Source organism: Streptomyces sp. NPDC057280 (assembly GCF_042668605.1).
Lineage (GTDB): Bacteria > Actinomycetota > Actinomycetes > Streptomycetales > Streptomycetaceae > Streptomyces.
Genome location: NZ_JBHUYR010000003.1, coordinates 953822 through 975885, shown reverse-complemented (window position 1 = coordinate 975885; position 22064 = coordinate 953822). Strand labels below are relative to the sequence as shown.

General features: G+C 70.8%; 27 protein-coding genes. 15 read left to right on the top strand and 12 right to left on the bottom strand.

What is annotated here, in order from left to right; genetic code table 11:
* The first annotated feature begins 141 nt into the window (after positions 1-141).
* The 3 genes from ACFUO4_RS23095 to ACFUO4_RS23085 are packed head-to-tail and all read left to right on the top strand — an operon-like array spanning position 142 to position 2868.
* Positions 142-1107 (top strand): ABC transporter substrate-binding protein, encoded by a 966-nt coding sequence (locus ACFUO4_RS23095; protein ID WP_383487596.1) that lies wholly within the window; start codon positions 142-144, stop codon positions 1105-1107.
* A 31-nt stretch (positions 1108-1138) separates the two neighbouring features.
* A complete protein-coding gene (locus ACFUO4_RS23090; RefSeq protein ID WP_383487593.1) occupies positions 1139-2110 on the top strand; it encodes an amino acid ABC transporter permease in 972 nt (323 codons plus the stop codon).
* Positions 2107-2868, top strand: coding sequence for an amino acid ABC transporter ATP-binding protein (locus tag ACFUO4_RS23085; RefSeq protein ID WP_383487590.1), 762 nt, complete (start codon positions 2107-2109; stop codon positions 2866-2868). The genes ACFUO4_RS23090 and ACFUO4_RS23085 overlap by 4 nt, the downstream gene beginning before the upstream one ends.
* A 68-nt stretch (positions 2869-2936) precedes the next feature.
* Here the strand turns inward: ACFUO4_RS23085 and ACFUO4_RS23080 are convergent, their stop codons facing one another.
* The gene (locus tag ACFUO4_RS23080; protein WP_383487587.1) at positions 2937-3695 is read right to left on the bottom strand and encodes a class I SAM-dependent methyltransferase; all 759 of its coding nucleotides are present in this window, start codon (positions 3693-3695) and stop codon (positions 2937-2939) included.
* Positions 3696-3797: 102 nt separating this feature from the next.
* On the opposite strand from ACFUO4_RS23080, the gene ACFUO4_RS23075 reads away from it, so the two are divergent.
* The gene (locus ACFUO4_RS23075; RefSeq protein WP_383487584.1) at positions 3798-4427 is read left to right on the top strand and encodes a CGNR zinc finger domain-containing protein; all 630 of its coding nucleotides are present in this window, start codon (positions 3798-3800) and stop codon (positions 4425-4427) included.
* Here ACFUO4_RS23075 and sodX read toward each other — a convergent pair.
* Positions 4331-4768, bottom strand: a complete 438-nt coding sequence (gene sodX, locus ACFUO4_RS23070) for a nickel-type superoxide dismutase maturation protease (RefSeq protein WP_383487928.1) — start codon at positions 4766-4768, stop codon at positions 4331-4333. The genes ACFUO4_RS23075 and sodX overlap by 97 nt on opposite strands.
* Before the next feature lie 145 nt (positions 4769-4913).
* Here sodX and sodN point away from each other — a divergent pair, with 145 nt between their 5' ends.
* The 5 genes from sodN (at position 4914) to ACFUO4_RS23045 (ending at position 9328) form a co-directional block, all read left to right on the top strand.
* The gene (gene sodN / locus ACFUO4_RS23065) at positions 4914-5309 is read left to right on the top strand and encodes a superoxide dismutase, Ni (RefSeq protein ID WP_023546844.1); all 396 of its coding nucleotides are present in this window, start codon (positions 4914-4916) and stop codon (positions 5307-5309) included.
* A 184-nt stretch (positions 5310-5493) separates the two neighbouring features.
* Complete coding sequence (locus ACFUO4_RS23060; protein ID WP_383487581.1) at positions 5494-7704, top strand: N-acetylmuramoyl-L-alanine amidase; 2211 nt, start codon at positions 5494-5496, stop codon at positions 7702-7704.
* A gap of 46 nt (positions 7705-7750) precedes the next feature.
* Positions 7751-8143: a helix-turn-helix transcriptional regulator gene (locus tag ACFUO4_RS23055; protein WP_059192390.1), complete on the top strand. Its 393-nt coding sequence runs from the start codon at positions 7751-7753 to the stop codon at positions 8141-8143.
* Positions 8144-8170: 27 nt separating this feature from the next.
* Positions 8171-8581 carry a VOC family protein gene (locus ACFUO4_RS23050; RefSeq protein WP_059192391.1) on the top strand — a complete coding sequence of 137 codons (411 nt, stop codon included), beginning with the start codon at positions 8171-8173 and terminating at the stop codon, positions 8579-8581.
* A gap of 15 nt (positions 8582-8596) precedes the next feature.
* Positions 8597-9328, top strand: coding sequence for a VOC family protein (locus tag ACFUO4_RS23045; protein WP_383487577.1), 732 nt, complete (start codon positions 8597-8599; stop codon positions 9326-9328).
* On the opposite strand, the gene ACFUO4_RS23040 is transcribed toward ACFUO4_RS23045, so the two are convergent.
* The 5 genes from ACFUO4_RS23040 to ACFUO4_RS23020 all read right to left on the bottom strand — a co-directional run bounded on the left by ACFUO4_RS23040 (position 9315) and on the right by ACFUO4_RS23020 (position 12182).
* On the bottom strand, positions 9315-9644 hold the full coding sequence (locus tag ACFUO4_RS23040; RefSeq protein WP_383487574.1) for a DUF952 domain-containing protein: 330 nt from the start codon (positions 9642-9644) through the stop codon (positions 9315-9317). The two genes, ACFUO4_RS23045 and ACFUO4_RS23040, sit on opposite strands and share 14 nt — an antisense overlap.
* A gap of 10 nt (positions 9645-9654) precedes the next feature.
* On the bottom strand, positions 9655-10872 hold the full coding sequence (locus tag ACFUO4_RS23035; protein ID WP_383487572.1) for an RNA polymerase sigma factor: 1218 nt from the start codon (positions 10870-10872) through the stop codon (positions 9655-9657).
* A gap of 2 nt (positions 10873-10874) precedes the next feature.
* Positions 10875-11288, bottom strand: a complete 414-nt coding sequence (locus ACFUO4_RS23030) for a YciI family protein (protein ID WP_383487569.1) — start codon at positions 11286-11288, stop codon at positions 10875-10877.
* 85 nt (positions 11289-11373) lie between these two features.
* On the bottom strand, positions 11374-11571 hold the full coding sequence (locus tag ACFUO4_RS23025) for a hypothetical protein (RefSeq protein WP_383487566.1): 198 nt from the start codon (positions 11569-11571) through the stop codon (positions 11374-11376).
* Between the two features lie 26 nt (positions 11572-11597).
* Positions 11598-12182 (bottom strand): dihydrofolate reductase family protein, encoded by a 585-nt coding sequence (locus ACFUO4_RS23020; protein WP_079311945.1) that lies wholly within the window; start codon positions 12180-12182, stop codon positions 11598-11600.
* A gap of 129 nt (positions 12183-12311) precedes the next feature.
* On the opposite strand from ACFUO4_RS23020, the gene ACFUO4_RS23015 reads away from it, so the two are divergent.
* Complete coding sequence (locus tag ACFUO4_RS23015; RefSeq protein WP_383487563.1) at positions 12312-12902, top strand: TetR/AcrR family transcriptional regulator; 591 nt, start codon at positions 12312-12314, stop codon at positions 12900-12902.
* 6 nt (positions 12903-12908) lie between these two features.
* On the opposite strand, the gene ACFUO4_RS23010 is transcribed toward ACFUO4_RS23015, so the two are convergent.
* The 3 genes from ACFUO4_RS23010 to ACFUO4_RS23000 form a co-directional block, all read right to left on the bottom strand.
* Complete coding sequence (locus ACFUO4_RS23010; RefSeq protein ID WP_383487560.1) at positions 12909-13517, bottom strand: GNAT family N-acetyltransferase; 609 nt, start codon at positions 13515-13517, stop codon at positions 12909-12911.
* Between the two features lie 406 nt (positions 13518-13923).
* Positions 13924-14076, bottom strand: coding sequence for a hypothetical protein (locus tag ACFUO4_RS23005; protein WP_383487557.1), 153 nt, complete (start codon positions 14074-14076; stop codon positions 13924-13926).
* 318 nt (positions 14077-14394) lie between these two features.
* A complete protein-coding gene (locus tag ACFUO4_RS23000; RefSeq protein WP_383487554.1) occupies positions 14395-15801 on the bottom strand; it encodes a family 2B encapsulin nanocompartment shell protein in 1407 nt (468 codons plus the stop codon).
* A gap of 302 nt (positions 15802-16103) precedes the next feature.
* Here ACFUO4_RS23000 and ACFUO4_RS22995 point away from each other — a divergent pair, with 302 nt between their 5' ends.
* Positions 16104-16694: an N-acetylmuramoyl-L-alanine amidase gene (locus ACFUO4_RS22995; protein ID WP_079309612.1), complete on the top strand. Its 591-nt coding sequence runs from the start codon at positions 16104-16106 to the stop codon at positions 16692-16694.
* 10 nt (positions 16695-16704) lie between these two features.
* Positions 16705-17607: a 1-aminocyclopropane-1-carboxylate deaminase/D-cysteine desulfhydrase gene (locus ACFUO4_RS22990; protein WP_383487550.1), complete on the top strand. Its 903-nt coding sequence runs from the start codon at positions 16705-16707 to the stop codon at positions 17605-17607.
* An 85-nt stretch (positions 17608-17692) separates the two neighbouring features.
* On the opposite strand, the gene ACFUO4_RS22985 is transcribed toward ACFUO4_RS22990, so the two are convergent.
* Positions 17693-19288: a Na+/H+ antiporter gene (locus ACFUO4_RS22985; protein ID WP_383487547.1), complete on the bottom strand. Its 1596-nt coding sequence runs from the start codon at positions 19286-19288 to the stop codon at positions 17693-17695.
* 87 nt (positions 19289-19375) lie between these two features.
* Between ACFUO4_RS22985 and ACFUO4_RS22980 the strand changes: the two genes are divergently transcribed.
* The 3 genes from ACFUO4_RS22980 (at position 19376) to ACFUO4_RS22970 (ending at position 21462) form a co-directional block, all read left to right on the top strand.
* Positions 19376-19636: a UBP-type zinc finger domain-containing protein gene (locus ACFUO4_RS22980; RefSeq protein WP_079309610.1), complete on the top strand. Its 261-nt coding sequence runs from the start codon at positions 19376-19378 to the stop codon at positions 19634-19636.
* Positions 19637-19918: 282 nt separating this feature from the next.
* Positions 19919-20332, top strand: coding sequence for an anti-sigma regulatory factor (locus ACFUO4_RS22975; RefSeq protein ID WP_004925829.1), 414 nt, complete (start codon positions 19919-19921; stop codon positions 20330-20332).
* Positions 20329-21462 carry an RNA polymerase sigma factor SigF gene (locus ACFUO4_RS22970; RefSeq protein WP_079309609.1) on the top strand — a complete coding sequence of 378 codons (1134 nt, stop codon included), beginning with the start codon at positions 20329-20331 and terminating at the stop codon, positions 21460-21462. The genes ACFUO4_RS22975 and ACFUO4_RS22970 overlap by 4 nt, the downstream gene beginning before the upstream one ends.
* Before the next feature lie 62 nt (positions 21463-21524).
* Here the strand turns inward: ACFUO4_RS22970 and ACFUO4_RS22965 are convergent, their stop codons facing one another.
* On the bottom strand, positions 21525-21974 hold the full coding sequence (locus ACFUO4_RS22965) for a hypothetical protein (RefSeq protein ID WP_079309608.1): 450 nt from the start codon (positions 21972-21974) through the stop codon (positions 21525-21527).
* Positions 21975-22064: the final 90 nt, after the last annotated feature.

Here is a 22064-nt window from a genome sequence, read left to right as displayed (position 1 = left end):
GGCAAGATGCCGTAATCACACGAGGTCGCGGCACTCGAAGGCGTGTGCTCTCGTCGACCTAGGAAACCAAGGCCCCTGCCGACCCCATCGGCAGAAGCCCGCCCCATCGGCAACTCCACCCATCCGCCGGAGGAACCCACCATGACCGCAAGCTCCACCCGTCGTACGACCGCCGCTCGCTCCCGGCTCGCAGCGGTCGGCTCGATCGCGGTCGCAGGCGCCCTGCTTCTCGCCGGCTGCGGTGACCAGACGAACGACAGCGGCGACGGCGGCACCAAGGAGAGCGCGTCCTCCAGCAAGGCTCCGCTCTTCGACAAGCTGCCCGCGGGCATCCAGAAGGCCGGCGTCATCAAGGCCGGCACCAACGCCGAGTACGCGCCCATGGAGTACCAGGAGGGCGGCAAGATCGTCGGTGTCGACATCGACATCGCCAACGCCCTGGGCGAGAAGCTCGGTGTGAAGTTCAACTTCACCTCCGGTTCCTTCGACGGCCTGATCACCGCGCTGAACTCGGGCCGCTACGACCTGGCCATGTCCTCCATGACGGACACCAAGCAGCGCCAGGAGGGCCTGGACGACAAGGGCAAGAAGCTCGGCCCCGGTGTCGACTTCGTGGACTACTTCAAGGCCGGCACGGCCGTCTACGTCGCCAAGGGCAACCCGAAGGGCATCAAGTCCATCGAGGACCTGTGCGGCCAGACCGCCGCCGTGCAGCGCGGTACGACGTACGAGGCCGCCCTTCAGGCTCAGTCCAAGACCTGTAAGAAGGACGGCAAGAAGGCGATCGACATCGAGTCGTTCGAGAACGACACCGAGGCCCAGACCCGTGTGAAGTCGGGCGGCGCCGTCGCCGGTGTCAACGACTACCCGGTCGCGGTCGACCTGGCCCGCAAGGCCGACGGCGGCAACGCCTTCGAGGTCGTCGGCGAGCAGGTCGACGCCGGTCCGTTCGGCATCGCCGTGAACAAGGACAACAAGGAGCTCACCTCCGCGCTGGAGGCGGCCGTCAACGCGATCATCGAGGACGGCACGTACAAGAAGATCCTCGACAAGTGGGGCGCCCAGTCCGGCGCCATCGACAAGGCCGTGATCAACGGCGGCAAGTGACGGACCTCAGCACCACTGAAGGGCAGTCACGGTGACTGACAAGTTCGAGAAGGAGCCGGCGGACGCGACGCCGCCGGTCTCCAAGGAGGCCTCCACCGCCTCCGCCACCTCCGTCGCCCCTGAGGCGATCAAGGCCGTCCCGGTCCGCCACTGGGGCCGTTACGTCAGCGCGGTCGTCGTGCTGGCGCTCGTCGGCCTGCTGGTCAACGCCTTCGCCACGGCCGACAAGATCCAGTGGTCCGCGGTCGGCGACTACGTCTTCGACGACACGGTCCTCAAGGGCGCCGGCCGCACCCTGCTGATCAGCGTCCTCGCGATGGTCATGGGCGTGGTCCTGGGCGTGATCCTGGCCGTCATGCGGCTCTCCAAGAACCCGGTGACGAGCTGGGTGGCCTGGGTCTACATCTGGTTCTTCCGCGGGACCCCGGTCTACGTCCAGCTCCTGCTCTGGTTCAACCTGGCGCTGATCTTCCCCATGCTGAATCTCGGTCCGATCTACAAGGACGAGATGGTCGACGTCATGACCCCGTTCATGGCCGCGCTCCTCGGCCTGGGTCTGAACGAGGCCGCGTACATGGCGGAGATCTGCCGCGCCGGTCTGCTGGCCGTCGACGAGGGCCAGACCGAGGCCTCGCACGCGCTCGGCATGAGCCACGCCAAGACGCTGCGCCGGATCGTGATCCCGCAGGCGATGCGGGTGATCGTGCCGCCGACCGGCAACGAGTTCATCAACATGCTCAAGACGTCGTCGCTGGTGTACGCGGTCACCTACAACGAACTCCTGCGCGCCACGTCGACGATCGGCTCCACGTCGTACGCCGTCATGGAGATGCTGTTCGTGGCGTGCATCTGGTACCTGGTCATGACCAGCGTGTTCAGCGTCTTCCAGTTCTATCTGGAGCGGCGTTTCGCCCGCGGCTCGTCCCGGAACCTGCCGCCCACGCCGTGGCAGAAGATCAGGGTCAACATGATGGCCTTCAGCCGCGAAAGGGGTACGCCTTGACCGCCATGGTGAAGTCCGAGGGCGTGCACAAGTCCTTCGGCCCGGTGGAAGTCCTCAAGGGGATCGACCTGGAGGTCAAGCAGGGTGAGGTGTTCTGCCTCATCGGCCCCTCCGGCTCCGGCAAGTCGACCTTCCTCCGGTGCATCAACCACCTGGAGAAGATCAACGCCGGCCGGCTGTACGTCGACGGCCAGCTGGTCGGCTACCGCCAGAAGGGCGACAAGCTGTACGAGCTCAAGGACAGCGAGGTCGCCCTCCAGCGCCGGGACATCGGCATGGTGTTCCAGCGGTTCAACCTGTTCCCGCACATGACGGCGCTGGAGAACGTCATGGAGGCGCCGGTCCAGGTCAAGGGCGCGAGCAAGTCCCAGGCCCGGGAGCGGGCGGGCGAGCTGCTGGAGCGCGTGGGTCTCGCCGACAAGGCGAAGAACTACCCCTCGCAGCTCTCCGGCGGCCAGCAGCAGCGCGTCGCCATCGCCCGCGCGCTGGCGATGGACCCGAAGCTGATGCTGTTCGACGAGCCGACCTCGGCCCTCGACCCGGAGCTGGTCGGTGACGTCCTCGACGTCATGCGCGACCTCGCCGAGTCGGGTATGACGATGGTCGTCGTCACCCACGAGATGGGCTTCGCCCGCGAGGTCGGCGACAGCCTGGTCTTCATGGACGGCGGTGTGGTCGTCGAGTCCGGCAACCCGCGCGACGTCCTGACCAACCCGCAGCACGAGCGGACGCAGGCGTTCCTGTCGAAGGTTCTGTAGCGGTCGTACGACGAGGAAGGGGCGGTACGGGATTCCCGTACCGCCCCTTTCGCCTACCGCTCACCCCGTCACTTGACCGCCAGCAGCAGCGTGTCCGACGGCGAGCACCACACCGGGCGGGCCTCCGCGAAGCCCTTCTCGCGCAGCACGCGCGCGTGCCAGGCGGCGGAGGGCATGTCGCCGTCGGCGTGCTCGCCGTAGATCTCGAAGCGGCGGGCGGTCGGGCCGGCGAGGACGGGGTCCTGCGCGGCGACCTGCCACCACTCGGCCCAGTCGAGGGCGCCGTCGGCCTTGGCCTGATCCATGCGGGCGTGGCGCTGGGCGCGCTCGGCCGCGTTGATCCGGGGCGTCGTCTCGTCGATCATGTGGTCCGCGTTCATGAAGACACCACCGTCGCGGACGAGTTCGGCGACCTGACCGTAGAGGGCCGCGAGGGGTTCGCTGTGCAGCCAGTGCAGGGCCGTGGCGGTCAGGACGGCGTCGTAGGAGTCGTACGGCAGTGTCGTGGGCCAGTCCGGGTCCTTGAGGTCGGCGGTCACGAAGGTGACCCGGTCGTCGCCCGCGAAGGTGCCCTCGGCGATGGCGAGGAGCGCCGGGTCGAGGTCGACGCCGGTGCTGCTTGCCTCCGGGAACCGGGCGAGCAGCCGGGCCGTGATACTTCCCGTGCCGCAGGCGAGGTCGAGCACGCGCGGCCGGGGTCCGAGGAGGGCCTCGACCATGTCGAGCATGATGCGGAAGCGTTCCTCACGGTCGGGCATGTACCACTCCTGCTGCCGGTCCCAGCTCTCCTGCCAGGCCTGCCAGTCGGTTTCGGTACGGGTCGTCATGAGAGCCCCCTCTTCCTGCATGCACGTAATACCCTGGAAGCACGATCAGCCATTACCAACCGACCGCATCACGACCATAGAACGCCTCCGTAAGGACTACAAGTGGAACTGGCCTATTACTCGGATTACGCCGTGCGTCTCGTCAACAGCGAGGACCCGGCCCGGGGCAAGGACTCGCTGACCTCGGTCGAGGCCGTCCGCGAGCTGTTCGGCGCCAGCCAGGAGGCGGCCCGGCGGGCCACCGAGTCCGACGTCACCCGCTTCCGCTCGGTCCGGGGCCGCCTGCGCGCGGTCTTCGAGGCCGCGGACGGCGGCGACGAGACCCTGGCGGTGAACCTCCTCAACGCGCTGCTGCTGGAGTTCCCGGTCAGCCCGCAGATCTCCGGGCACGACTACCGCGACGACGACGGCCGCCCCTTGTGGCACATGCACCTGGCCGACCACCCGTCCAACGTGACGGCCGGCTACGCGGCGATCGCCGCGATGGGCCTCGCCTTCCACCTGACGGAGTACGGCGTGGACCGCCTCGGCCTGTGCGAGGCCGCGCCCTGCCGCAACGCCTACCTGGACACGTCCACGAACCGTTCCCGGCGCTACTGCTCCGACCGCTGCGCCACCCGCGCCAACGTGGCCGCCTACCGCGCCCGCAAGCGCCTGGAGGCCGACCGGTCCGGGAAGACCGGCCTGGCCGCCGACAGCACCCAGCGGGCCAGCGCGAGCGGCGAGCGCTGACCGGCCTCGGGCGGGCGGAAGCGGAAGCGGACCTTGCCCAGGATCAGCTCGTCGGGCACGACGCCGAAGTCCTCGCTGTCGGTGGTGGAGCCCAGGGGATTGTCGGCCAGCACCCACCAGCCGCCCGGCCGCCGCTCCACCGCCCGCTTCACCACGAGCAGGTTCTGCTGCAGGGGATGGCGCAGGACGACGATGTCGCCGGGCCGGACCCGGGCCGTGTAGCGGACGAGGAGCTGGTCCCCGTGGTAGAGCGTGGGCACCATCGACGGTCCGGTCACCTCGACCCACCCCAAGGGCGGGACCGCGCTTCCGTGTTCGGTCTCCTGCGACAGCTCCGGCATCCCCGGCACCTCCCCGGTACGTTCATCCACCAGTCTCAGTTTGACCCCGGACTTTTGTCCTAAGCCCATGGGGGCACTCGCGAAAACCCGTCTCGCAGGGAGTAATGTCCCACCTGAGAAGACGATCACGAGGAAGGAATGCTCCATGCTTTCCCGCCTGTTTGCCCCCAAGGTCAAGGTCAGCGCCCACTGCGACCTGCCCTGCGGCGTGTACGACCCGGCCCAGGCCCGCATCGAGGCGGAGTCGGTGAAGGCCGTCCAGGAAAAGATGGCCGGCAACGACGACCCGCACTTCCAGGCTCGCGCCACCGTCATCAAGGAGCAGCGCGCCGAGCTCGCGAAGCACCACGTGTCGGTGCTCTGGAGCGACTACTTCAAGCCCCCGCACTTCGAGAAGTACCCGGAGCTGCACCAGCTGGTCAACGACGCCCTGAAGGCGCTCTCGGCCGCCAAGGCGTCCACCGACCCGGCGACGGGCCAGAAGGCGCTGGACTACATCGCCCAGATCGACAAGATCTTCTGGGAGACCAAGAAGGCCTGAGCCTTCGTCACGTCTTGCCGTACAGCGGCGCAGTGATACAGGTCACTGCGCCGCTGTTTGTGCGTATCGGGCGTGTTCTTCCGGATTGACGGCCTTTTGACCGTCTACCTCCGCATACCTTTCCCATGGCTTCACATCGGTGAATGCCTCTGGGAAGTCTGTTGCGGAAGGTGGGCGGGTCACGATGAGACGTCGTGGGTGGGGGGCGGCCGCGCTGACGGCGGTGGCGGTGACCGGGACCCTGGCCGTCCAGGGCACGACCGGGAGTCCGTCGGACAGCGCCGCGGACGACGGCAAGCCGCGGCCCGTCAAGAGCACCACGCGCGCGGCCGCGCTGACCGTCGCCGCCGACGGCACCTCCGCCCGGCTCGGCAAGCGGGACACCGCGCACTTCAGTCTGCTCGGCCTCACCTGGTCCGACCCGTCCGCGCACGTGAGCGCGGAGATCGTGGCCCGCGCGCGGGACGCGAGGACGGGCACCTGGTCGAACTGGCTGACGCTGGACGCCACCAACGAACCGGGCGACCAGGGCGCCACCCGCGGCGGCACCGAGCCCGCCTGGTTCGGCCCCTCGGACGGCGTCGAGGTACGGGTGTACGGCAAGGCGTCCGCCAAGCTGCCCAAGGGGCTGCGCCTCGACATGGTCGACCCCGGCACGAGCGCCGTCTCCGCCGTGGAGCCGGCCGCCTTCGCGACGGACGCCACCGAGTCGCCCGCCCCCACCCCGGCCGACGGCTCCACGCCGGTCACGGCCACACCGTCGGCGAGCGCCACCGCAACCGACTCCCCCGCGCCGGGCCCGGCCACCCCGACCCCGGCCGCCGGCCCGGCCTCCACGGCGCCCACCGCGTCGACGAGCGCCCCGGCGTCCAGCGTCCCGCGGCCCCCGATCACCTCGCGGGCCGGCTGGGGCGCCGACGAGTCGATCAGCCCGGAGGCGCCCGCCTATCTGCCGGGCGGGAAGGTCAAGGCGGTGACGGTGCACCACACCGTCAACTCCAACGCGTACACCTGCGACGAGGCCCCGGCACTCATCCGTGGCATCTACACGTACCACGTCAAGTCGCAGGGCTGGAAGGACATCGGCTACAACTTCCTCGTGGACAAGTGCGGCACCGTCTACGAGGGCCGCAAGGGCGGCGTCGACCGGCCGGTGCTCGGCGCGCACACCTACGGCTTCAACAGCCAGACCGCCGGCGTCGCCATGCTCGGCACCTACACGGAGGCGGCCCCCGGCACGGCCGCGACGACCGCGGTCGCCCGGCTCGCCGCCTGGAAGCTCGGCCAGTACGGGGTCGACCCGGACGGCACCACCACACTGACGGCGGGCGCGGACGGCACCAACTACGCCGGCAAGTCGTGGACGCTGGGGACGCAGTTGACGTACCCCACGATCATCGGCCACCGCGACGCCTACAACACCGAGTGCCCGGGCACCGCCTTCTACGCCGAGCTGCCGACGATCCGCTCCTGGGCGGCGGGCCCGGTCACCGGCCTCGCCCTGAAGTCGGTCACCGGCTCGGGCACGGTCGGCGCGACGGCGTACACCAAGGCCTCCGTCACCCTGAACTGGTCGATCACCAGCCCGGCCGTCTTCGTCTCGCGGTACGAGGTGCTGGTCGACGGCGAAGTGGCGGCCACCGCCGCGGGGACCGCTGGCTCCGCCAAGGTCGGCCTCGGCGTCGGCAGCCACCAGGTCGCCGTACGGGCCGTCCACCAGTCCGGGCGGACGACCACCTCCGCGGCGGCCACTGTGGTCGCGGAGACCACCGCACCCACCTTCGCCACGAAGCCGAAGCTCGCCCTGCGCACCGGCACGGTGAGCACCACGGCCGTCCCGCTCACGCTGAAGTGGAAGGCCACGGACGCGTCCGTGCTGAAGGAGGTCAGGCTGACCGCCCCGGTCACCGCGGTCTACGGTCCCAGGACGACCAGCAGCGTCCAGAGCGCCAGGCCCGGTACCGCCACCACCTGGTCGCTCAAGGCCTACGACGAGGCCGGCAACACCGCCACCGCCTCCGTCAGCGACACCCCGGTGATCCTCCAGGAGACCTCGGCCACCAGGTCGGGGACCTGGACGGCCAAGTCGTCGTACACCTACCTGGGCGGCAAGGCGTACACCGGCAAGACCAGGAACGCCTCGCTCAGCTGGACGTTCACCGGCCGTTCGGTGGCCTGGGTGGTCTCGCGGGCCGCGACCTCCGGGCAGGCGTACGTCTACGTGGACGGCACGAAGGTCGCGACCGTCGACCTGAAGTCGCCGACGGCCATGTACCGGAACGCGGTCTGGACGAAGACCTGGTCGAGCAGTGCCAAGCACACCGTCAAGGTCGTGGTCGCCGCCACCGGCGGCCGCCCTACGGTGACGACGGACGGCCTCGTGTACCTCAAGTGAGCACCGGTCTCACCAGGAACGCGGGCTTCCGTGCGATGCTGACGACGTGAATCGTGAGGATCTGGTGCGGCTGCGCAAGGCCCGGGACCGTATGGACCGCGAGTACACCGAGCCGCTCGACATGGCGGCCCTCGCGGGCACGGCCCTGATGTCCCCGGGCCACTTCCAGCGCAGCTTCAAGGAGGCGTACGGGGAGACGCCGTACGGCTATCTCATGACCCGGCGCGTGGAGCGCGCGAAGATGCTGCTGCGCCGGGGCGACCTGTCCGTCACCGAGGTCTGCATGGCGGTCGGCTGTACGTCGCTCGGCTCCTTCAGCGCCCGCTTCACCCAGCTGGTGGGCGAGTCCCCGAGCTCGTACCGGGCGCGTTCGCACGAGGAGAGCGCGGAGATCCCGCCGTGCGTGGTGCGGGCGTACACGCGGCCGAGGCGGGCGTGAGGCCGGTATCGACCGTAGGTTGACCCCATGGACCTGAAACTGCACACCTGTTTCATCGCCGTCGACGACCACGACAAGGCGATCGCCTTCTACTGCGACGTCCTGGGCCTGGAGGTCCGCAACGACGTCAAGTACGAGGGGATGCGCTGGACGACCGTCGGCTCGCCGCTCCAGCCGGACGTGTCGATCGTCCTGGAGCCGCCCGCCGCCAACCCCGACCTCTCCCCCGCCGACCGGGAGGCGATGGAGCAACTGCTGGCCAAGGGCGTGCTGCGCGGGGTCAACTTCAGCACCACCGACTGCGACGCCCTCTTCGCCCGCGTCCAGGCGTCCGGCGCCGAGGTGCTCCAGGAGCCCACGGACATGCCGTACGGGATGCGCGACTGCGCCTTCCGGGACCCCGCCGGGAACATGCTGCGGTTCATGCAGGCCCCCTGACCTACGATCGCCCGCATGAGCATCCGCTGGACGTACGCCTTCGTCGACCGCCCCGCCGAACGCGCCGACCGGGCCCATGAGTTCTGGACGGCGGTCACGGACACGCGACTGTCCCCGCCCCGGGGCGAGTTCGTGACCCTGCTGCCGTCCGGCGCCGACCCGTGCGTCAAGGTCCAGGGCGTCGAGGCGGGCCCCGGTGGCGTGCATCTCGACTTCTCGGTGGACGACGTACCGGAGTTCGTGGAGTCGGCACTGCGGCTGGGCGCGACGATCGCCGCCGAGCACGAGGGGTGGGCCGTACTCCGGTCCCCCGCCGGGCAGTTGTTCTGCGCGGTGCCCTGGCACGGCGAGTCCGTCCGCCCGCCCGTCGTCGACGGCAGCCGCCTCGACCAGGTCTGCCTGGATCTCGCGCCCTCGTCGTACGACGCCGAAGTCGCGTTCTGGAGCGCCCTGTTGGCCGACTGGGGGTCCCGGCCCGGCTCCCTCCCCGAGTTCCATGTGCTCGTGCCGCCGCCCGGTCTCCCGGTCCGCATTCTGCTCCAGCGGCTCGGCGAGGAGCGTGCCGCCTCCGCCCATCTGGACCTGGCGTGCGCCGACATCGAGGCGACCCGGGCACGGCACGAGGCACTCGGCGCCGAGACGGTCGCCCACGGCACGCACTGGACGGTCATGCGCGACCCGGCGGGCGGCACGTACTGCCTGACGGGCCGCGACCCGGAGACCGGCGGACTGCCTAGCGCGGGGTGACCTGCCACTCCTCCACAGCCACCACGGCGTCCACGGCGAGCGGCCCGTAGATGTGCGGGAACTCCTCGGCGCCAGGTGCCGGGGCCTCCCACTTCAGGGGGACGCCCAGGCGGTCGGGGTCGATGACGAGGACCACCAGATCGTCGAGGTCCGCGAAGAAGCGCGCGGCCGTGCCCGGCAGCTGGGCGCGGGTCGAGCAGTGGATGAAGCCCTCCTCCTGGAGGGTCCTGCCGCGGGTCGACATCTCGTACGTCCCCCGGGCGCGGGCTTCCGCCCAGAGGGGGCGTTCGGTGAGGTGCACGATGTGGTCGGTCATACGGGCCACGCTACGGCCTCAGCCGCGCCGCCCGCCTCCGCAGATACCGCTGCTCGGGCAGGCTGAGGGTCTGCGCGGCCGCCGCTTCGTAGGCGGCGCGGGCCTCGTCGAAGGACCCCGCCCGCTCCAGGAGATGTCCCCGCACCGCGTCCCGGCGGTGGCCCAAGTCGTCCTCCAGGGCGTCCAGTTCGGCGAGGCCCGCCGCCGGGCCGTGGACCATGGCGACGGCGACCGCGCGGTTGAGGCGTTCGACCGGGCCGGGGACCAGGCGGACCAGGAGGTCGTAGAGGCCGAGGATCTCCCGCCAGTCGGTGGCCTCCGCGGAGGGTGCCTCGTCGTGGACGGCGGCGATCGCCGCGCGCAGTTGGTAGGGGCCGGCGGGGCCGTGGGCGAGGGCCGCGGTGATCAGGGCGACGCCCTCTTCGATCGCGGCCTTGTCCCAGCGGTCGCGGTCCTGCTCGTCGAGGGGCACGAGGTCGCCGTCCGGTCCGGTACGGGCCTCGCGGCGGGCGTCGGTGAGCAGCATCAGGGCGAGCAGTCCGGTCACCTCGCCGGTGCCGGGGAGGACACGGTGGACCGCGCGGGTCAGGCGGACCGCCTCGCCCGCGAGGTCACGGCGTTGCAGGGCCGGTCCCGAGGTCGCCGTGTAGCCCTCGTTGAAGATCAGGTAGAGGGTGTGCAGGACGGCCGGGAGCCGCGCCTCCCAGTTGTCCGGCCGCCCGAAGGACACACCCCGCACCTTCTGCTTGGCGCGGCTAATCCGCTTGGCCATCGTCGCCTCGGGCACGAGGTACGCGCGGGCGATCTCGGCCGTGGTCAGGCCGCCGACCGCGCGCAGGGTCAGGGCGATCTGCGCGGGCTGCGGCAGGTCGGGGTGGCAGCAGAGGAAGAGCAGGGCGAGGGTGTCGTCCTCGCGCGGCGCCCGGTCCGCCCCGGAGGCGAGACGTTCGCCGAGCGCCGCCGCCTTCTCCTCCCGGGCCCGCCGGGCTTCCTCCGCCCTCAGCGCGTCCACGAGCCGCCGCGAGGCCACCCTGATCAGCCAGCCGCGCGGATTGTCCGGCACCCCGGCCGCGGGCCACTGGCCGGCCGCGGCCAGCAGTGCTTCCTGTACGGCGTCCTCGGCGGCGTCGAAATGGCCGTACCGCCTGACCAGCGCGCCGAGGACCTGCGGCGCGTGCAGGCGCAGCAGGTCCTCGGTCGTGGCGGTCGTCCCGGTCGTACGGCTCATGCTCAGATGTCGCCGGCGCCGTCCAGGATGGGACGGATCACCACCGGGTAGACGGGGGCGCCCGCGGGCTGCGGGCAGCGGGTGACGCGGTCGGCGATCTCGGTGACCCGCTCCAGGCTGGGGCAGTCCAGCACCCAGTAGCCGGCCATCAGCTCCTTGGTCTCGCTGTACGGCCCGTCGGTGATGACCGCCTTGCCGTCCGCGCCCAGCGTGACGTGACGGATCTTGGCGGGCTCGGCGAGGCCCTGGGCGTCGATGAGCTCGCCGGTCTCGGCGAGGTCGTCGTTGATCGCGCTCATGTGCGCGTACATCGCCTGGATCTCGTCCTCGCTCCAGGCCGGGGAGTTCCCGGTGGTCTTGCCGCGCATGGCCTCGTAGTCCTGCTGTGTGCCCTGCACCATCATCAGGTACTTCATCGGTCCGCTCCTTCGGTTCCGGCCGCCTCTGCCGGGCGGCTCTCACAGGGGACGTCGGAGCCGGGCCGGGGTTCTCGACACACGTTCACGACTGTTTCCCGGCGGTTTTCCCGGGAGGGCCCTTCTCGCGCTCGGCGCCGGGCTCGGCGTACGCCTCGCACTTCGGGTTGTGACAGGGGCCGGCCGTCCAGACCGGGACCCACGCGCCGAGCGTCTTGTGACGCTTGACGACTGTTTCGACGGGCTGTCCGCAGACGGGACAGGCGTGTTCTTCGCTGTCCATGCCTTCAGCGTAGGGCGGCCGGGGCGTCAGCGCTTCCTGCTGTACGTGCGCACGAGGACGCCGTTCTCGAAGGCGCGGACGTCGTCGAGGGCGAACTCGGCGACCGAGAAGCCGGCGGCGAACATCGGCATGCCGGTGCCGAGGGCGACCGGGTAGGTCTTGATGACGAGTTCGTCGATCTCGTCGCGCAGTTGGCCGGCGAGCTGGGCGCCGCCGCACAGGTAGATCCCCAAGTCGCCGTCCTCGGCCTTGAGTTCGCGGACCTTGCCGAGCAGATCGTCGGAGACGATCTCGACCTGCGGGTCGGGGGACTCGCTCAGAGTGCGGGAGGCGACGTACTGGCGCAGATGGTCGTACGGGCTGGTGAAGCCCTCCTTCAGACCGACGTCGTAGCTGCCGCGGCCCTGGATGACGGTGTCGAACCGGCGGGGCGGCAGGTCGTGGACGCCGAGGGCCCGGCGGCCGTGGGACGCCATGGTCTCCGGGTACTCGGCGGTGAGGAACCCGATGAACTCCTCGTCCACGAACGGGTACATGAACGACGCGTCACCGCTCTCGTCCCCGATGAAGCCGTCGATCGAGCAGGCGACGAAGTACGTGAGCTTTCGCAAGCGGGTCTCTTTTCGTAGGCTGCGTTCTGCTTCCTGAACCACGTCAGTTGTAGTACTTCACTTGTAGTGGTTGCAAGAGTGTTTTCGGGATGGGCCGGGAGCGGCCAGAAGTAGGAGAAGGGATTCCGCATGGCCGTCAATCCGCAGCGGCGGGCGGCGCTGGTCGACGCCGGGGTCGAGGTGCTCGCGCGGGAGGGGGCGCGCGGGCTGACGTTCCGCGCGGTGGACGCCGAGGCCGGGGTGCCGGTGGGGACCACGTCCAACTACTTCACCGGGCGCGACGACCTGCTGCGGCAGATCGACGCCCGGCTGCATGTGCGGCTGGCACCCGACCCCGAGGTGCTCGCCGGGCTGCTGACGAGACCGAAGGACCGGGCGCTGGTCACGGCGTTCATGCACGACCTGATCGCCCGCGCGACCGCCGACCGCACCGGCTATCTGGCCCTGCTGGAGATGCGCCTGGAGGCCACCCGCCGGCCCGAGCTCCGGGAGTCGTACACCACGTCGGTGCGCGGCGACCTGGAGCAGGGCATGGAGTTCCACCGGGACGCCGGGCTGCCCGGCGGGGACGAGACGGTCGTCGTGCTGTATCTCGCGATGCTCGGGCTGATCCTGGAGCACCTGACGCTGCCGGGGGTGCTGGACGGGGTGCTGCCGGGGGTGGGGGTGCCGGAGGGGCTGGTGGAGCGGATCGTGGCGACGGTGGTGCCGCAGTCGTAGGCCGGGTCAGTTACGGGGCTCGCGCCACATGGGCCACATCTGCGGGCCGTCAGGGAGGTCGAGCGGGCGGCCCAGGAGGGTGAAGCCGAGGCGTTCGTAGAGGCCGCGGCTGCGGGCGCTGCTGGCCTCCAGATAGGTGGGCAGACCCTCGCGGTCGCAGCGGTCGAGGACCGAGCCGATGAGGGCGGTGCCCAGGCCCTCGCCCTGGCGGTCGGGGCTGACGCCGATCATCCAGAGGTACTCGTGGGCGCGGCCGGCGGGGTGGATGTCCTCCGTGAGCCGGGCGACCAGCTCGATCCGCTCGTTGGCGGGGTCGATGCTCGCGCGCATCTGGGCGGGGCCGTCGCTCCCGTCCTCGCCCTCACCCTCGGCGTGCTCCTCGGCCGGCGTCGGCAGCCACAGTGCGCAGGCCGTGCCGTCCTCGGTGAGGTCGACGCGACCGTCGGCCAGCACGATGTCGGTGAAGGCGGCCATGAGCTTGTGGTGCGCGGCGCGGAAGTATTCGTCGCCCGGGAAGATCCAACGGCTGACCGGGTCGTCCTGGAAGGCGACGTCCAACAGCCGTACGACCAGATCACGGTCGCTCGCGCCCGCCGCCCGTATCGCCACACCCATGGTCCGCCCCTTGTCATCAACTGGCCGTGATCGTCCGGCTGTTGACTCTATAGGGGCTGGTGTGAGGGGGTGTCGCAGGGGCGGCGCATCGAAAGGGTGGCGCATCGAAGGGGCGGCGCATCGAAAGGGTGGCGCATCGAAGGGGTGGCGTGGAGAGGGCGGCGCGCAAAAGGGCGATGGGCAAGAGGGGCGGTAGGCAAAGGGGCGGTAGGCAAGAGCGGCGGTAGGCAAAGGGGTGGTGGAACAAAGGGGCGGGGCCCGCACGCCGTGGGGATGTGCGGGACCCGCCGACCGGAGCTCCTCGGGGCCGCGCGGGGTCAGGAGCCGCGCGGCCCCGAGGTTCCGGGGTCTGAGATCCGGGCTCGACTGCGCCCGCGTTCGGGTCGACCCTCTGTTCTCCCAGCGCTCAACCACCGCGGGGCGTCACGTACGCCGCGAAGGCCGGCAGTGCTCCCGCCGCCTCCCGCTCGGGCGCCGCACGGGCCAGGTGCCCCGGCGCGCGGGCCATCCGGTCGGCCGTCTGCACCTCTGCCCAGCCGCGTCCGCATATCCCCGTCACGTCGTCGAGGAGGGTGACCTCTCCGGGCTCTGCCTCTCCAGGGCCACGTCAGGCTGAAGCTGTGGACCGGCTCCACCGCGGCGGCCGCTCGAACCGTTCGCGCGGGCCTCGCGGCCGTCGATCGGGGCGGGCCGGTGGGCGATGGGCCGCCGTCTTCCGGGCGCCTCGGAGGGGTGCTGCCGTGTGGCCGTCGTGCACGCATCCATGGGTCACCTCAGACTCCGCGGACGGTGGCGCGGCCGCGGCCGCCGGGCGCGCCCCACCACGGTGCTCCCGCCCTCGCGGGCGGGTGCACGGCGCATCGGGGGGCGCGAAGGGTCACCGCCAGCGGCCGATCTCGACGTTCTCCAGGACGCCGAGCGCGTCCGGCACGAGGACCGCCGCGGAGTAGTAGGCGGTCACGAGGTACTTGATGATCGCCTGTTCGTTGATGCCCATGAATCGGACGGACAGGCTCGGCTCGATCTCGTCCGGGATGCCGGTCTGCTGGAGCCCGATGACGCCCTGCTCGGCCTCACCGGTACGCATGGCGATGATCGAGGTCGTCCGGGCCTCGGTGACCGGGATCTTGTTGCACGGGTAGATGGGCACCCCGCGCCAGGTCGGGATGCGGTTGCCGCCCACGTCGATGGTCTCGGGGACCAGTCCGCGCTTGTTGAGCTCGCGGCCGATCGCGGAGATCGCGCGCGGATGGGCGAGCAGCAGCTTGGTGCCGCGCCGGCGGCTGAGCAGTTCGTCCAGGTCGTCGGGGCTGGGCACGCCGTCGTGCGGCTGGAGCCGCTGGTCGTACTCGCAGTTGTGGAGCAGTCCGAACTCGCGGTTGTTGACGAGCTCGTGCTCCTGGCGCTCCTTCAGCGCCTCGACGGTCAGCCGGAGCTGGTGCTCGGTCTGGTTCATCGGCTGGTTGTAGAGGTCGGCGACGCGGGAGTGGATGCGCAGGACGGTCTGGGCGACGCTCAGTTCGTACTCGCGCGGCCGGGCCTCGTAGTCGACGAAGGTGTGCGGGATGTCCGGCTCGCCGCTGTGGCCCGCCGCGAGCGCGATCTCCTTCTCACCGTACTTGTTGGTGCTCTGCTCCGGGATCGAGCGCTGCGCCTGGAGGTGGTCGCGCAGGGTCTCGGTGCGCTCGGCCACCTGCTCGACGTCGTTGCGCGGCAGGACGAGGACCGTGCAGGCGGTGACCGCGCGGGCGGTGAACTCCCAGATGGCGTCGGGGTCGAGCAGCGCCTGGTCGCCGAAGTAGGCGCCGTCGGCGAGGACTCCGAGGACGGCGTCGTCGCCGTAGGGACCCGTGCCGATCTTCTCCACCTTGCCGTGCGCCAGCAGATAGACCTCGTCGGCCTGGCTGCCGAAGGAGGTGAGCACGTCACCGGGCGCGAACTCGCGCTGCTGGCAGCGGCGGGCGAGTTCGGTGAGCACCTCCTCGTCCTCGTAGGACCTCAGCGCCGGCAGTTCGCCCAGCTCCGCCGGGATGACCTCGACGCGGTCGCCCGTCTTGACGAAGGTGACCCGGCCGTCCCCCACGGCGTAGGTCAGTCGGCGGTTGACGCGGTACGTACCACCCTGGACGTTCACCCATGGCAGTGTGCGCAGCAGCCAGCGCGAGCTGATCTCCTGCATCTGGGGTGCGGACTTGGTCGTGGTGGCCAGGTTCCGCGCGGCTGCCGTGCCGAGACTCTGCTGCGGACGGCCCTGCTCCGAACGGACCTCTTCGCCTACCGACATATGTGAAACGCCCTCCCAAGACATGCCCGGGCGCCGGTCTGCGCCGGGGCATCTGTACGCGCAAGCCTTCCTCACGGAGCGTGCTCGTGCTATTACCCGAAAGAGCGGGAATGGATCTTTCGGTTGCTGGGCATGGATGGCGTCCTCGTACACGCGTGCCTTTCCGGCCGCCCGCCCCACCTTTGTCCGAAACGGCTCGCACGCCGTACGAACGAGTAGTCCGGGGGGTCGGCTTTCGGTACAAGCACGGTTACGAGGCGGCCGCGAGAGGCGGCCGTCGGCGCGCACACGAAGGAGGCGGCATGGCCCCACCCATGTCCGCGGCGGATTTCCTGGACGCCCTGAAGGACGAGGGCGTCACGGTCGTCGAGGTCGGCGACTGGAGACACCACAACCGCAATCACAAGGGCCCCTGGGGGCCGGTCCACGGCGTGATGATCCACCACACGGTCACCAAGGGCAGCGCGCGCACGGTCGAGCTCTGCCGAGACGGCTACGAGGACCTGCCGGGCCCGCTCTGCCACGGTGTCATCACCAAGGACGGCCGCGTCCACCTGGTCGGTTACGGCCGCGCCAACCACGCGGGCCTCGGCGACGACGACGTCCTGCGGGCGGTGATCGCCGAGAAGGCCCTCCCGCACGACAACGAGGCGAACACCGACGGCAACCGCCACTTCTACGGCTTCGAGTGCGAGAACCTCGGCGACGGTCACGACCCCTGGCCGGAGGCCCAGCTGGCGGCGATCGAGCGCGTGGCCGCCGCGATCTGCCGCCGTCACGGCTGGACGGAACGGTCGGTGATCGGCCACCTGGAGTGGCAGCCGGGCAAGGTGGACCCGCGCGGCTTCACCATGGCGTCGATGCGGGAGCGCGTCCGGGACCGCCTCAAGTGACAATGGGGGCGTGACCGGCCCCGACCTCGCCTCCCTGCGCCCCCGGCTCCCGTCGCCGCTGCAGGAGATCGAGGACGACCGCTGCGCCCGCCGGGGCGTCCGCCTGTTCCTCAAGCGCGATGACCTGATCCACGCCGACCTGGTCGGCAACAAGTGGCGCAAACTGGCCCCGAACCTCGCCGCCGCGGGCGGCCGCCCGATCCTCACCTTCGGCGGCGCCTACTCCAACCACCTCCGTGCCACGGCCGCCGCCGGGCGCCTGCTGGGGCTCCCGACGGTGGGGGTGGTGCGCGGCGAGGAACTCGCGGACCGCCCCCTGAACCCGTCCCTGACCCGCTGCGTGGCCGACGGCATGCGCCTGCGCTTCGTCGACCGAGCCACGTACCGCCGCAAAGCCGAGCCGCCGGTGCTCGGCGCGATCCTGCGGGCGGCGGGGGCGGAGGACGCGTACGTCGTACCGGAGGGCGGCAGCAACGCCCTTGCGGTACGGGGCTGCCGGGCGCTCGGCGAGGAGCTGCGGGGCCGGGCGGACGTGGTCGCGGTGGCGTGCGGCACCGGGGGCACCTTCGCGGGGCTGGCGGCGGGACTGGGGCCGGGGCAGCGGGCGTTGGGGATACCGGTGCTCAAAGGGGGCTTCCTGACGGCCGGGATACAAGCCCTCCAGGAGGCGGCCTTCGGCGCGCGGCAGGGCGACTGGACGCTCGACGACCGCTTCCACTTCGGGGGTTACGCCCGTACGGCACCCGAACTCGACACCTTCGCCGAGGACTTCGAGAAGCGGCACGGGGTGGCCGTGGAACGTCTCTATGTCGCCAAGTTGCTGTACGGACTTGTCACCCTGGTCGAGGAAGGGGCCTTCCCGGCCGGGACGCGGGTGGCCGCGGTGATCACCGGGGCTCCGTTCACGGCATGACAGGGGTGCTCACCGGAGCTCCGATCACGGGATGACCGCGGTCCTCACCGGAGCTCCGATCACGGGACGACCCCCGCGGAAGTCCTCACTCCGCCTCGCGGTAGGCCGCCGCTTCCTCCAGGTCCAGCCGTCGCAGCAGCGTCCGCAGCATCTCGTCGTCGATGTAGCGGCCGTCCCTGAGCTTGACGAAGACCGCGCGTTCGGCGCTGATCATCTCCCGGGACAGCCGGCGGTAGGTGTCGTCGACGGTTTCACCGGTCACCGGATTGACCGCGCCGAGACGTTCCCAGACGGCGTTGCGGCGGCGCTCCAGGACGGTGCGGAGGCGGTCGGCGAGCGGGGGCGGGAGGGTGTTGCGTTCGTCGGACAGGAGCTCGTCCAGACGGCGTTCGGCGGCCCGGGAGGCCTGCGCCTGGGCGTTGGCCTCGGCGAGGGTCTCGGCCTGGGCGTCCCGGCCGGGGAGCTTGAGGAAGCGGATGAGCGGGGGCAGGGTGACGCCCTGGACGACGAGCGTGCCGATGACGGTCGTGAAGGTGAGGAAGAGGATCAGGTTGCGGCCGGGGAAGGGCTCGCCGCCGTCCAGCTGCTCGGGGATGGAGAAGGCGATGGCCAGCGAGACCACCCCGCGCATGCCGGCCCAGGCGATCACGAACGGGCCCTTCCAGGTGGGGTTCTCCTCGCGTTCCCTGATCCGCGCGGACAGCACACGCGGGAGGAACGTCGCCGGATAGACCCAGATGAACCGGGAGGCGACGACCACGAGGAAGACGGCGAGCGCGTACCAGGCGGCGTCGACCCCCTCGTACTCCCCGAGGCCCTTGAGGACGACCGGCAACTGGAGTCCGATCAGCGCGAACACCGAGGATTCGAGGACGAAGGCGACCATTTTCCACACCGCGTCCTCCTGGAGGCGCGTCGCGAAGTCGACCTCCCACGCGCGGTGCCCGAGGAAGAGCGCCACCACGACGACCGCGAGGACACCGGAGGCGTGGAACTGCTCGGCGGCCGCGTACGCGACGAAGGGGATCAGGAGCGAGAGGGTGTTCTGGAGGAGGGGCTCCTTGAGGTGGGTGCGCAGCCAGTGGATCGGCACCATCAGGACCAGGCCGACCGCCACCCCGCCGAGCGCCGCGAGCAGGAACTCGCCGATGCCGCCCGCCCAGGACGCGCCCTCGCCCACCGCCGCCGCGAGGGCGACCCGGTAGGCGGTGATCGCGGTCGCGTCGTTCACCAGGGACTCGCCCTGGAGGATCGTGGTGATCCGGGAGGGCAGACCGACCCGGCGGGCCACCGCCGTCGCCGCGACCGCGTCCGGCGGCGCCACCACCGCGCCCAGCACGAGCGCCCCGGTCAGCGACAGGCCCGGCACGATCCGGTAGGCGGCCCAGCCGACCACGAGGGTCGCGAAGAGCACGTACCCGACGGACAGCAACGCCACCGGTCGCATCTGTGCCCTCAGGTCGAGGTACGAGCTGTCGGTGGCCGCCGTGTGCAGCAGCGGCGGCAGGATCAGGGGCAGCACGACGTCCGGGTCGAGCGTGTATTCAGGGACTCCCGGGACGTACGAGAACACCAGCCCGGCGGCGACCAGCAGCAGCGGCGCCGGCACCGGGGTGCGCCGGGCCGCCGCGGCAATCGCCGCACTGCCCGCCACCAGCAACAGCAGTGGCATCACGTCCATGGCCCTCGCCCGCCCTCGTCCATCGTCGTCCGCCCCGCCGTCGATTTTCCGCGCGGCCGTCCGCACACCCGTCGTAACCTGGCAATCATGAAACAGTGCACGCACGCCGACGCGCTGCCGCACCCGGAACCCGCGCCGCTCGACGACACCTGTCCCGAGTGTCTGCGCGACGGTACCCACCCGGTGCAACTGCGGCTCTGCCTCACCTGCGGTCATGTCGGCTGCTGCGACTCGTCGCCCGGCAGACACGCCACCACGCACTACAAGGAGTCCGGGCACCCGATCATGCGGACATTCGAGCCGGGCGAGGACTGGCGCTGGTGCTTCGAGGACCACGTCCTGGTGTAACCGCGTCCGGGCCCTCGACCAGGCCGGAGCAGACTCCGTTTCCGGACGGTTCGACGGTCTGACGTCTGGGTACGTCAACCCGGCGCGCGTTCTTCCCAATTGGAGCCGCAGACCTCTAGACACGGAGCGTGTCCACAGTTTTACTGTGAGTAACGGCAAGGGGTCGGGGTCCCGGGGACAGGAAAGTTGAGAGCGCGATAGCGTCACCGCTGAACCACACTTCGCGTTACCCCGGGGGGCGACCCTCGGCCCCGAAAAGCTTGTACCACCTTGGAGGTGAGGGTGTCCCAGATCGCAGGCGAGCCCGCGACCCAGGACTTCGTGGAAGTCCGGCTGCCGGCTGCGGGTGCCTACCTGTCGGTGCTGCGTACGGCGACTGCCGGACTCGCGGCCCGTTTGGACTTCACCCTCGACGAGATCGAGGACCTGCGCATCGCGGTGGACGAGGCCTGCGCGATCCTGCTCCAGCAGGCCGTGCCCGGCTCGGTGCTCAGTTGCGTCTTCCGCCTCGTCGACGACTCACTCGAGGTCACCGTCTCGGCGCCGACCACGGACGGTCATGCCCCTTCGCGGGACACCTTCGCCTGGACCGTCCTGTCCGCGCTCGCGGGCAAGGTCTCCTCCGCCGTGGACGAGGACAAAACCGTTTCGATCAGCCTCTACAAACAGCGCGGCGCGGGACCCGGGCCGGCGTGAGGACAGGGGACGGGCCGGTGCGTGACGAAGAGCGCGGCACACGGGAGCTGCCGGCCGAGGGCACAGGCGGGTCCCGACACACGGGGGAATCCATCGACGGCGCTGTCGATGCGGCCGGTGTCTCCGGCATCCCCGAACAGGCCCGGCCGCATCCGGAGGACGACTCCGCCGGGGCCGGCTTCCTGGAGGACGGGCAGCGGGACGAGGAAGGTGCCGTGCGGAGCACGTCTCTGGACGGACGGATCGGGGTCTCCCCTGTCCGAGCGGAGACGACGGCTCGGGGAAGGGCGACGGGCAGGACGATGAGCGAGCACGAGCGAGACGATCAGCAGGGCGAGCAGAGCGGGCAGAGCGGACACGCCGCGCAGCACGACCCTCAGGACCGCAGCGGAGCGCGCGCGATGTTCATCGAGCTGCGCAAGCTGAAGGACGGCAGCCCGGAGTACGCGGAGCTGCGCAACAAGCTGGTCCGCATGCACCTGCCGCTCGTCGAGCACCTCGCGCGCCGCTTCCGCAACCGCGGCGAGCCGCTCGACGACCTCACCCAGGTCGCCACCATCGGCCTGATCAAGTCGGTCGACCGCTTCGACCCGGAGCGCGGCGTCGAGTTCTCGACGTACGCGACCCCGACGGTCGTCGGCGAGATCAAGCGGCACTTCCGCGACAAGGGCTGGGCGGTCCGCGTCCCGCGCAGGCTGCAGGAGCTGCGCCTGGCCCTGACGACGGCCACCGCCGAGCTCTCCCAGCAGCACGGCCGCTCCCCGACCGTGCACGAGCTGGCCGAGAAGCTGGCCATCTCGGAGGAGGAGGTCCTGGAGGGCCTGGAGTCCGCCAACGCGTACTCCACGCTGTCCCTGGACGTCCCCGACACCGACGACGAGTCCCCGGCGGTCGCCGACACCCTCGGCGCCGAGGACGAGGCCCTTGAGGGCGTCGAGTACCGCGAGTCCCTCAAGCCGCTCCTGGAGGACCTGCCGCCGCGCGAGAAGCGGATCCTGCTGCTGCGCTTCTTCGGCAACATGACCCAGTCGCAGATCGCGCAGGAGGTCGGCATCTCCCAGATGCACGTCTCCCGCCTGCTGGCCCGCACCCTGGCCCAGCTGCGGGAGAAGCTCCTCGTGGAGGAGTGACGGTTCGCTCCGCGGGCGGTCCGGTTTCAGACCTACGCGGATGACGGCGTCGTACGGCCGCCCTAGCGCTCCCCGTCCTGTGCGCGGCCCGGCCCCTTGATCCCGAGGGCCTGGGTCGTCGCCGGGTTGACGAGGAGGACCAGCGCGGCCACCGCGACGACCGCGAGGGCGATGCCCGCCGGGATCGCCACACTGTCCGCCTGGAGCAGGTTGTAGGCCACGGGCAGTGCCAGGATCTGCGTGATCACGGCCGGCCCCCGGCTCCAGCTGCGCTGCGCGAGCAGCCCGCGCGCGGCGAGCAGCGGCAGCAGGGCGAGGACGACGAGCGTGATGCCGCCGGTGACGGCGGTCTGCCGGTCGTTCGGGTCGCCCGCGAGTCCCTCGACGAGCATCCACACTCCGCCGGCGACGAGGGCGAGCCCCTCCAGCGCGGCCAGGGCGGCGGCGTAGGTCAGGCGCCGCGGGCGCGGGCCGGCGGTTTCCTCGGGGGCTGGCGTCTGCTCACTGGTCACCCCTGAAGGGTATCCGTCGCCCCTTCGGCCACCCCGGTCAGGCGGGGGCAACGCACAGCCGCTCGCCGGGGTTGCCCGGCCCGTCCGTGG

Bases quoted from the DNA above. Each gene is read 5' to 3' on its own strand.
- ACFUO4_RS23095 (WP_383487596.1), top strand. From the start codon at position 142: ATGACCGCAAGCTCCACCCGTCGTACGACCGCCGCTCGCTCCCGGCTC.
- ACFUO4_RS23080 (WP_383487587.1), bottom strand. From the start codon at position 3,695: ATGACGACCCGTACCGAAACCGACTGGCAGGCCTGGCAGGAGAGCTGG.
- sodX (WP_383487928.1), bottom strand. From the start codon at position 4,768: ATGCCGGAGCTGTCGCAGGAGACCGAACACGGAAGCGCGGTCCCGCCC.
- sodN (WP_023546844.1), top strand. From the start codon at position 4,914: ATGCTTTCCCGCCTGTTTGCCCCCAAGGTCAAGGTCAGCGCCCACTGC.
- ACFUO4_RS23060 (WP_383487581.1), top strand. From the start codon at position 5,494: ATGAGACGTCGTGGGTGGGGGGCGGCCGCGCTGACGGCGGTGGCGGTG.
- ACFUO4_RS23050 (WP_059192391.1), top strand. From the start codon at position 8,171: ATGGACCTGAAACTGCACACCTGTTTCATCGCCGTCGACGACCACGAC.
- ACFUO4_RS23045 (WP_383487577.1), top strand. From the start codon at position 8,597: ATGAGCATCCGCTGGACGTACGCCTTCGTCGACCGCCCCGCCGAACGC.
- ACFUO4_RS23040 (WP_383487574.1), bottom strand. From the start codon at position 9,644: ATGACCGACCACATCGTGCACCTCACCGAACGCCCCCTCTGGGCGGAA.
- ACFUO4_RS23035 (WP_383487572.1), bottom strand. From the start codon at position 10,872: ATGAGCCGTACGACCGGGACGACCGCCACGACCGAGGACCTGCTGCGC.
- ACFUO4_RS23030 (WP_383487569.1), bottom strand. From the start codon at position 11,288: ATGAAGTACCTGATGATGGTGCAGGGCACACAGCAGGACTACGAGGCC.
- ACFUO4_RS23025 (WP_383487566.1), bottom strand. From the start codon at position 11,571: ATGGACAGCGAAGAACACGCCTGTCCCGTCTGCGGACAGCCCGTCGAA.
- ACFUO4_RS23015 (WP_383487563.1), top strand. From the start codon at position 12,312: ATGGCCGTCAATCCGCAGCGGCGGGCGGCGCTGGTCGACGCCGGGGTC.
- ACFUO4_RS23010 (WP_383487560.1), bottom strand. From the start codon at position 13,517: ATGGGTGTGGCGATACGGGCGGCGGGCGCGAGCGACCGTGATCTGGTC.
- ACFUO4_RS23000 (WP_383487554.1), bottom strand. From the start codon at position 15,801: ATGTCGGTAGGCGAAGAGGTCCGTTCGGAGCAGGGCCGTCCGCAGCAG.
- ACFUO4_RS22995 (WP_079309612.1), top strand. From the start codon at position 16,104: ATGGCCCCACCCATGTCCGCGGCGGATTTCCTGGACGCCCTGAAGGAC.
- ACFUO4_RS22985 (WP_383487547.1), bottom strand. From the start codon at position 19,288: ATGGACGTGATGCCACTGCTGTTGCTGGTGGCGGGCAGTGCGGCGATT.
- ACFUO4_RS22980 (WP_079309610.1), top strand. From the start codon at position 19,376: ATGAAACAGTGCACGCACGCCGACGCGCTGCCGCACCCGGAACCCGCG.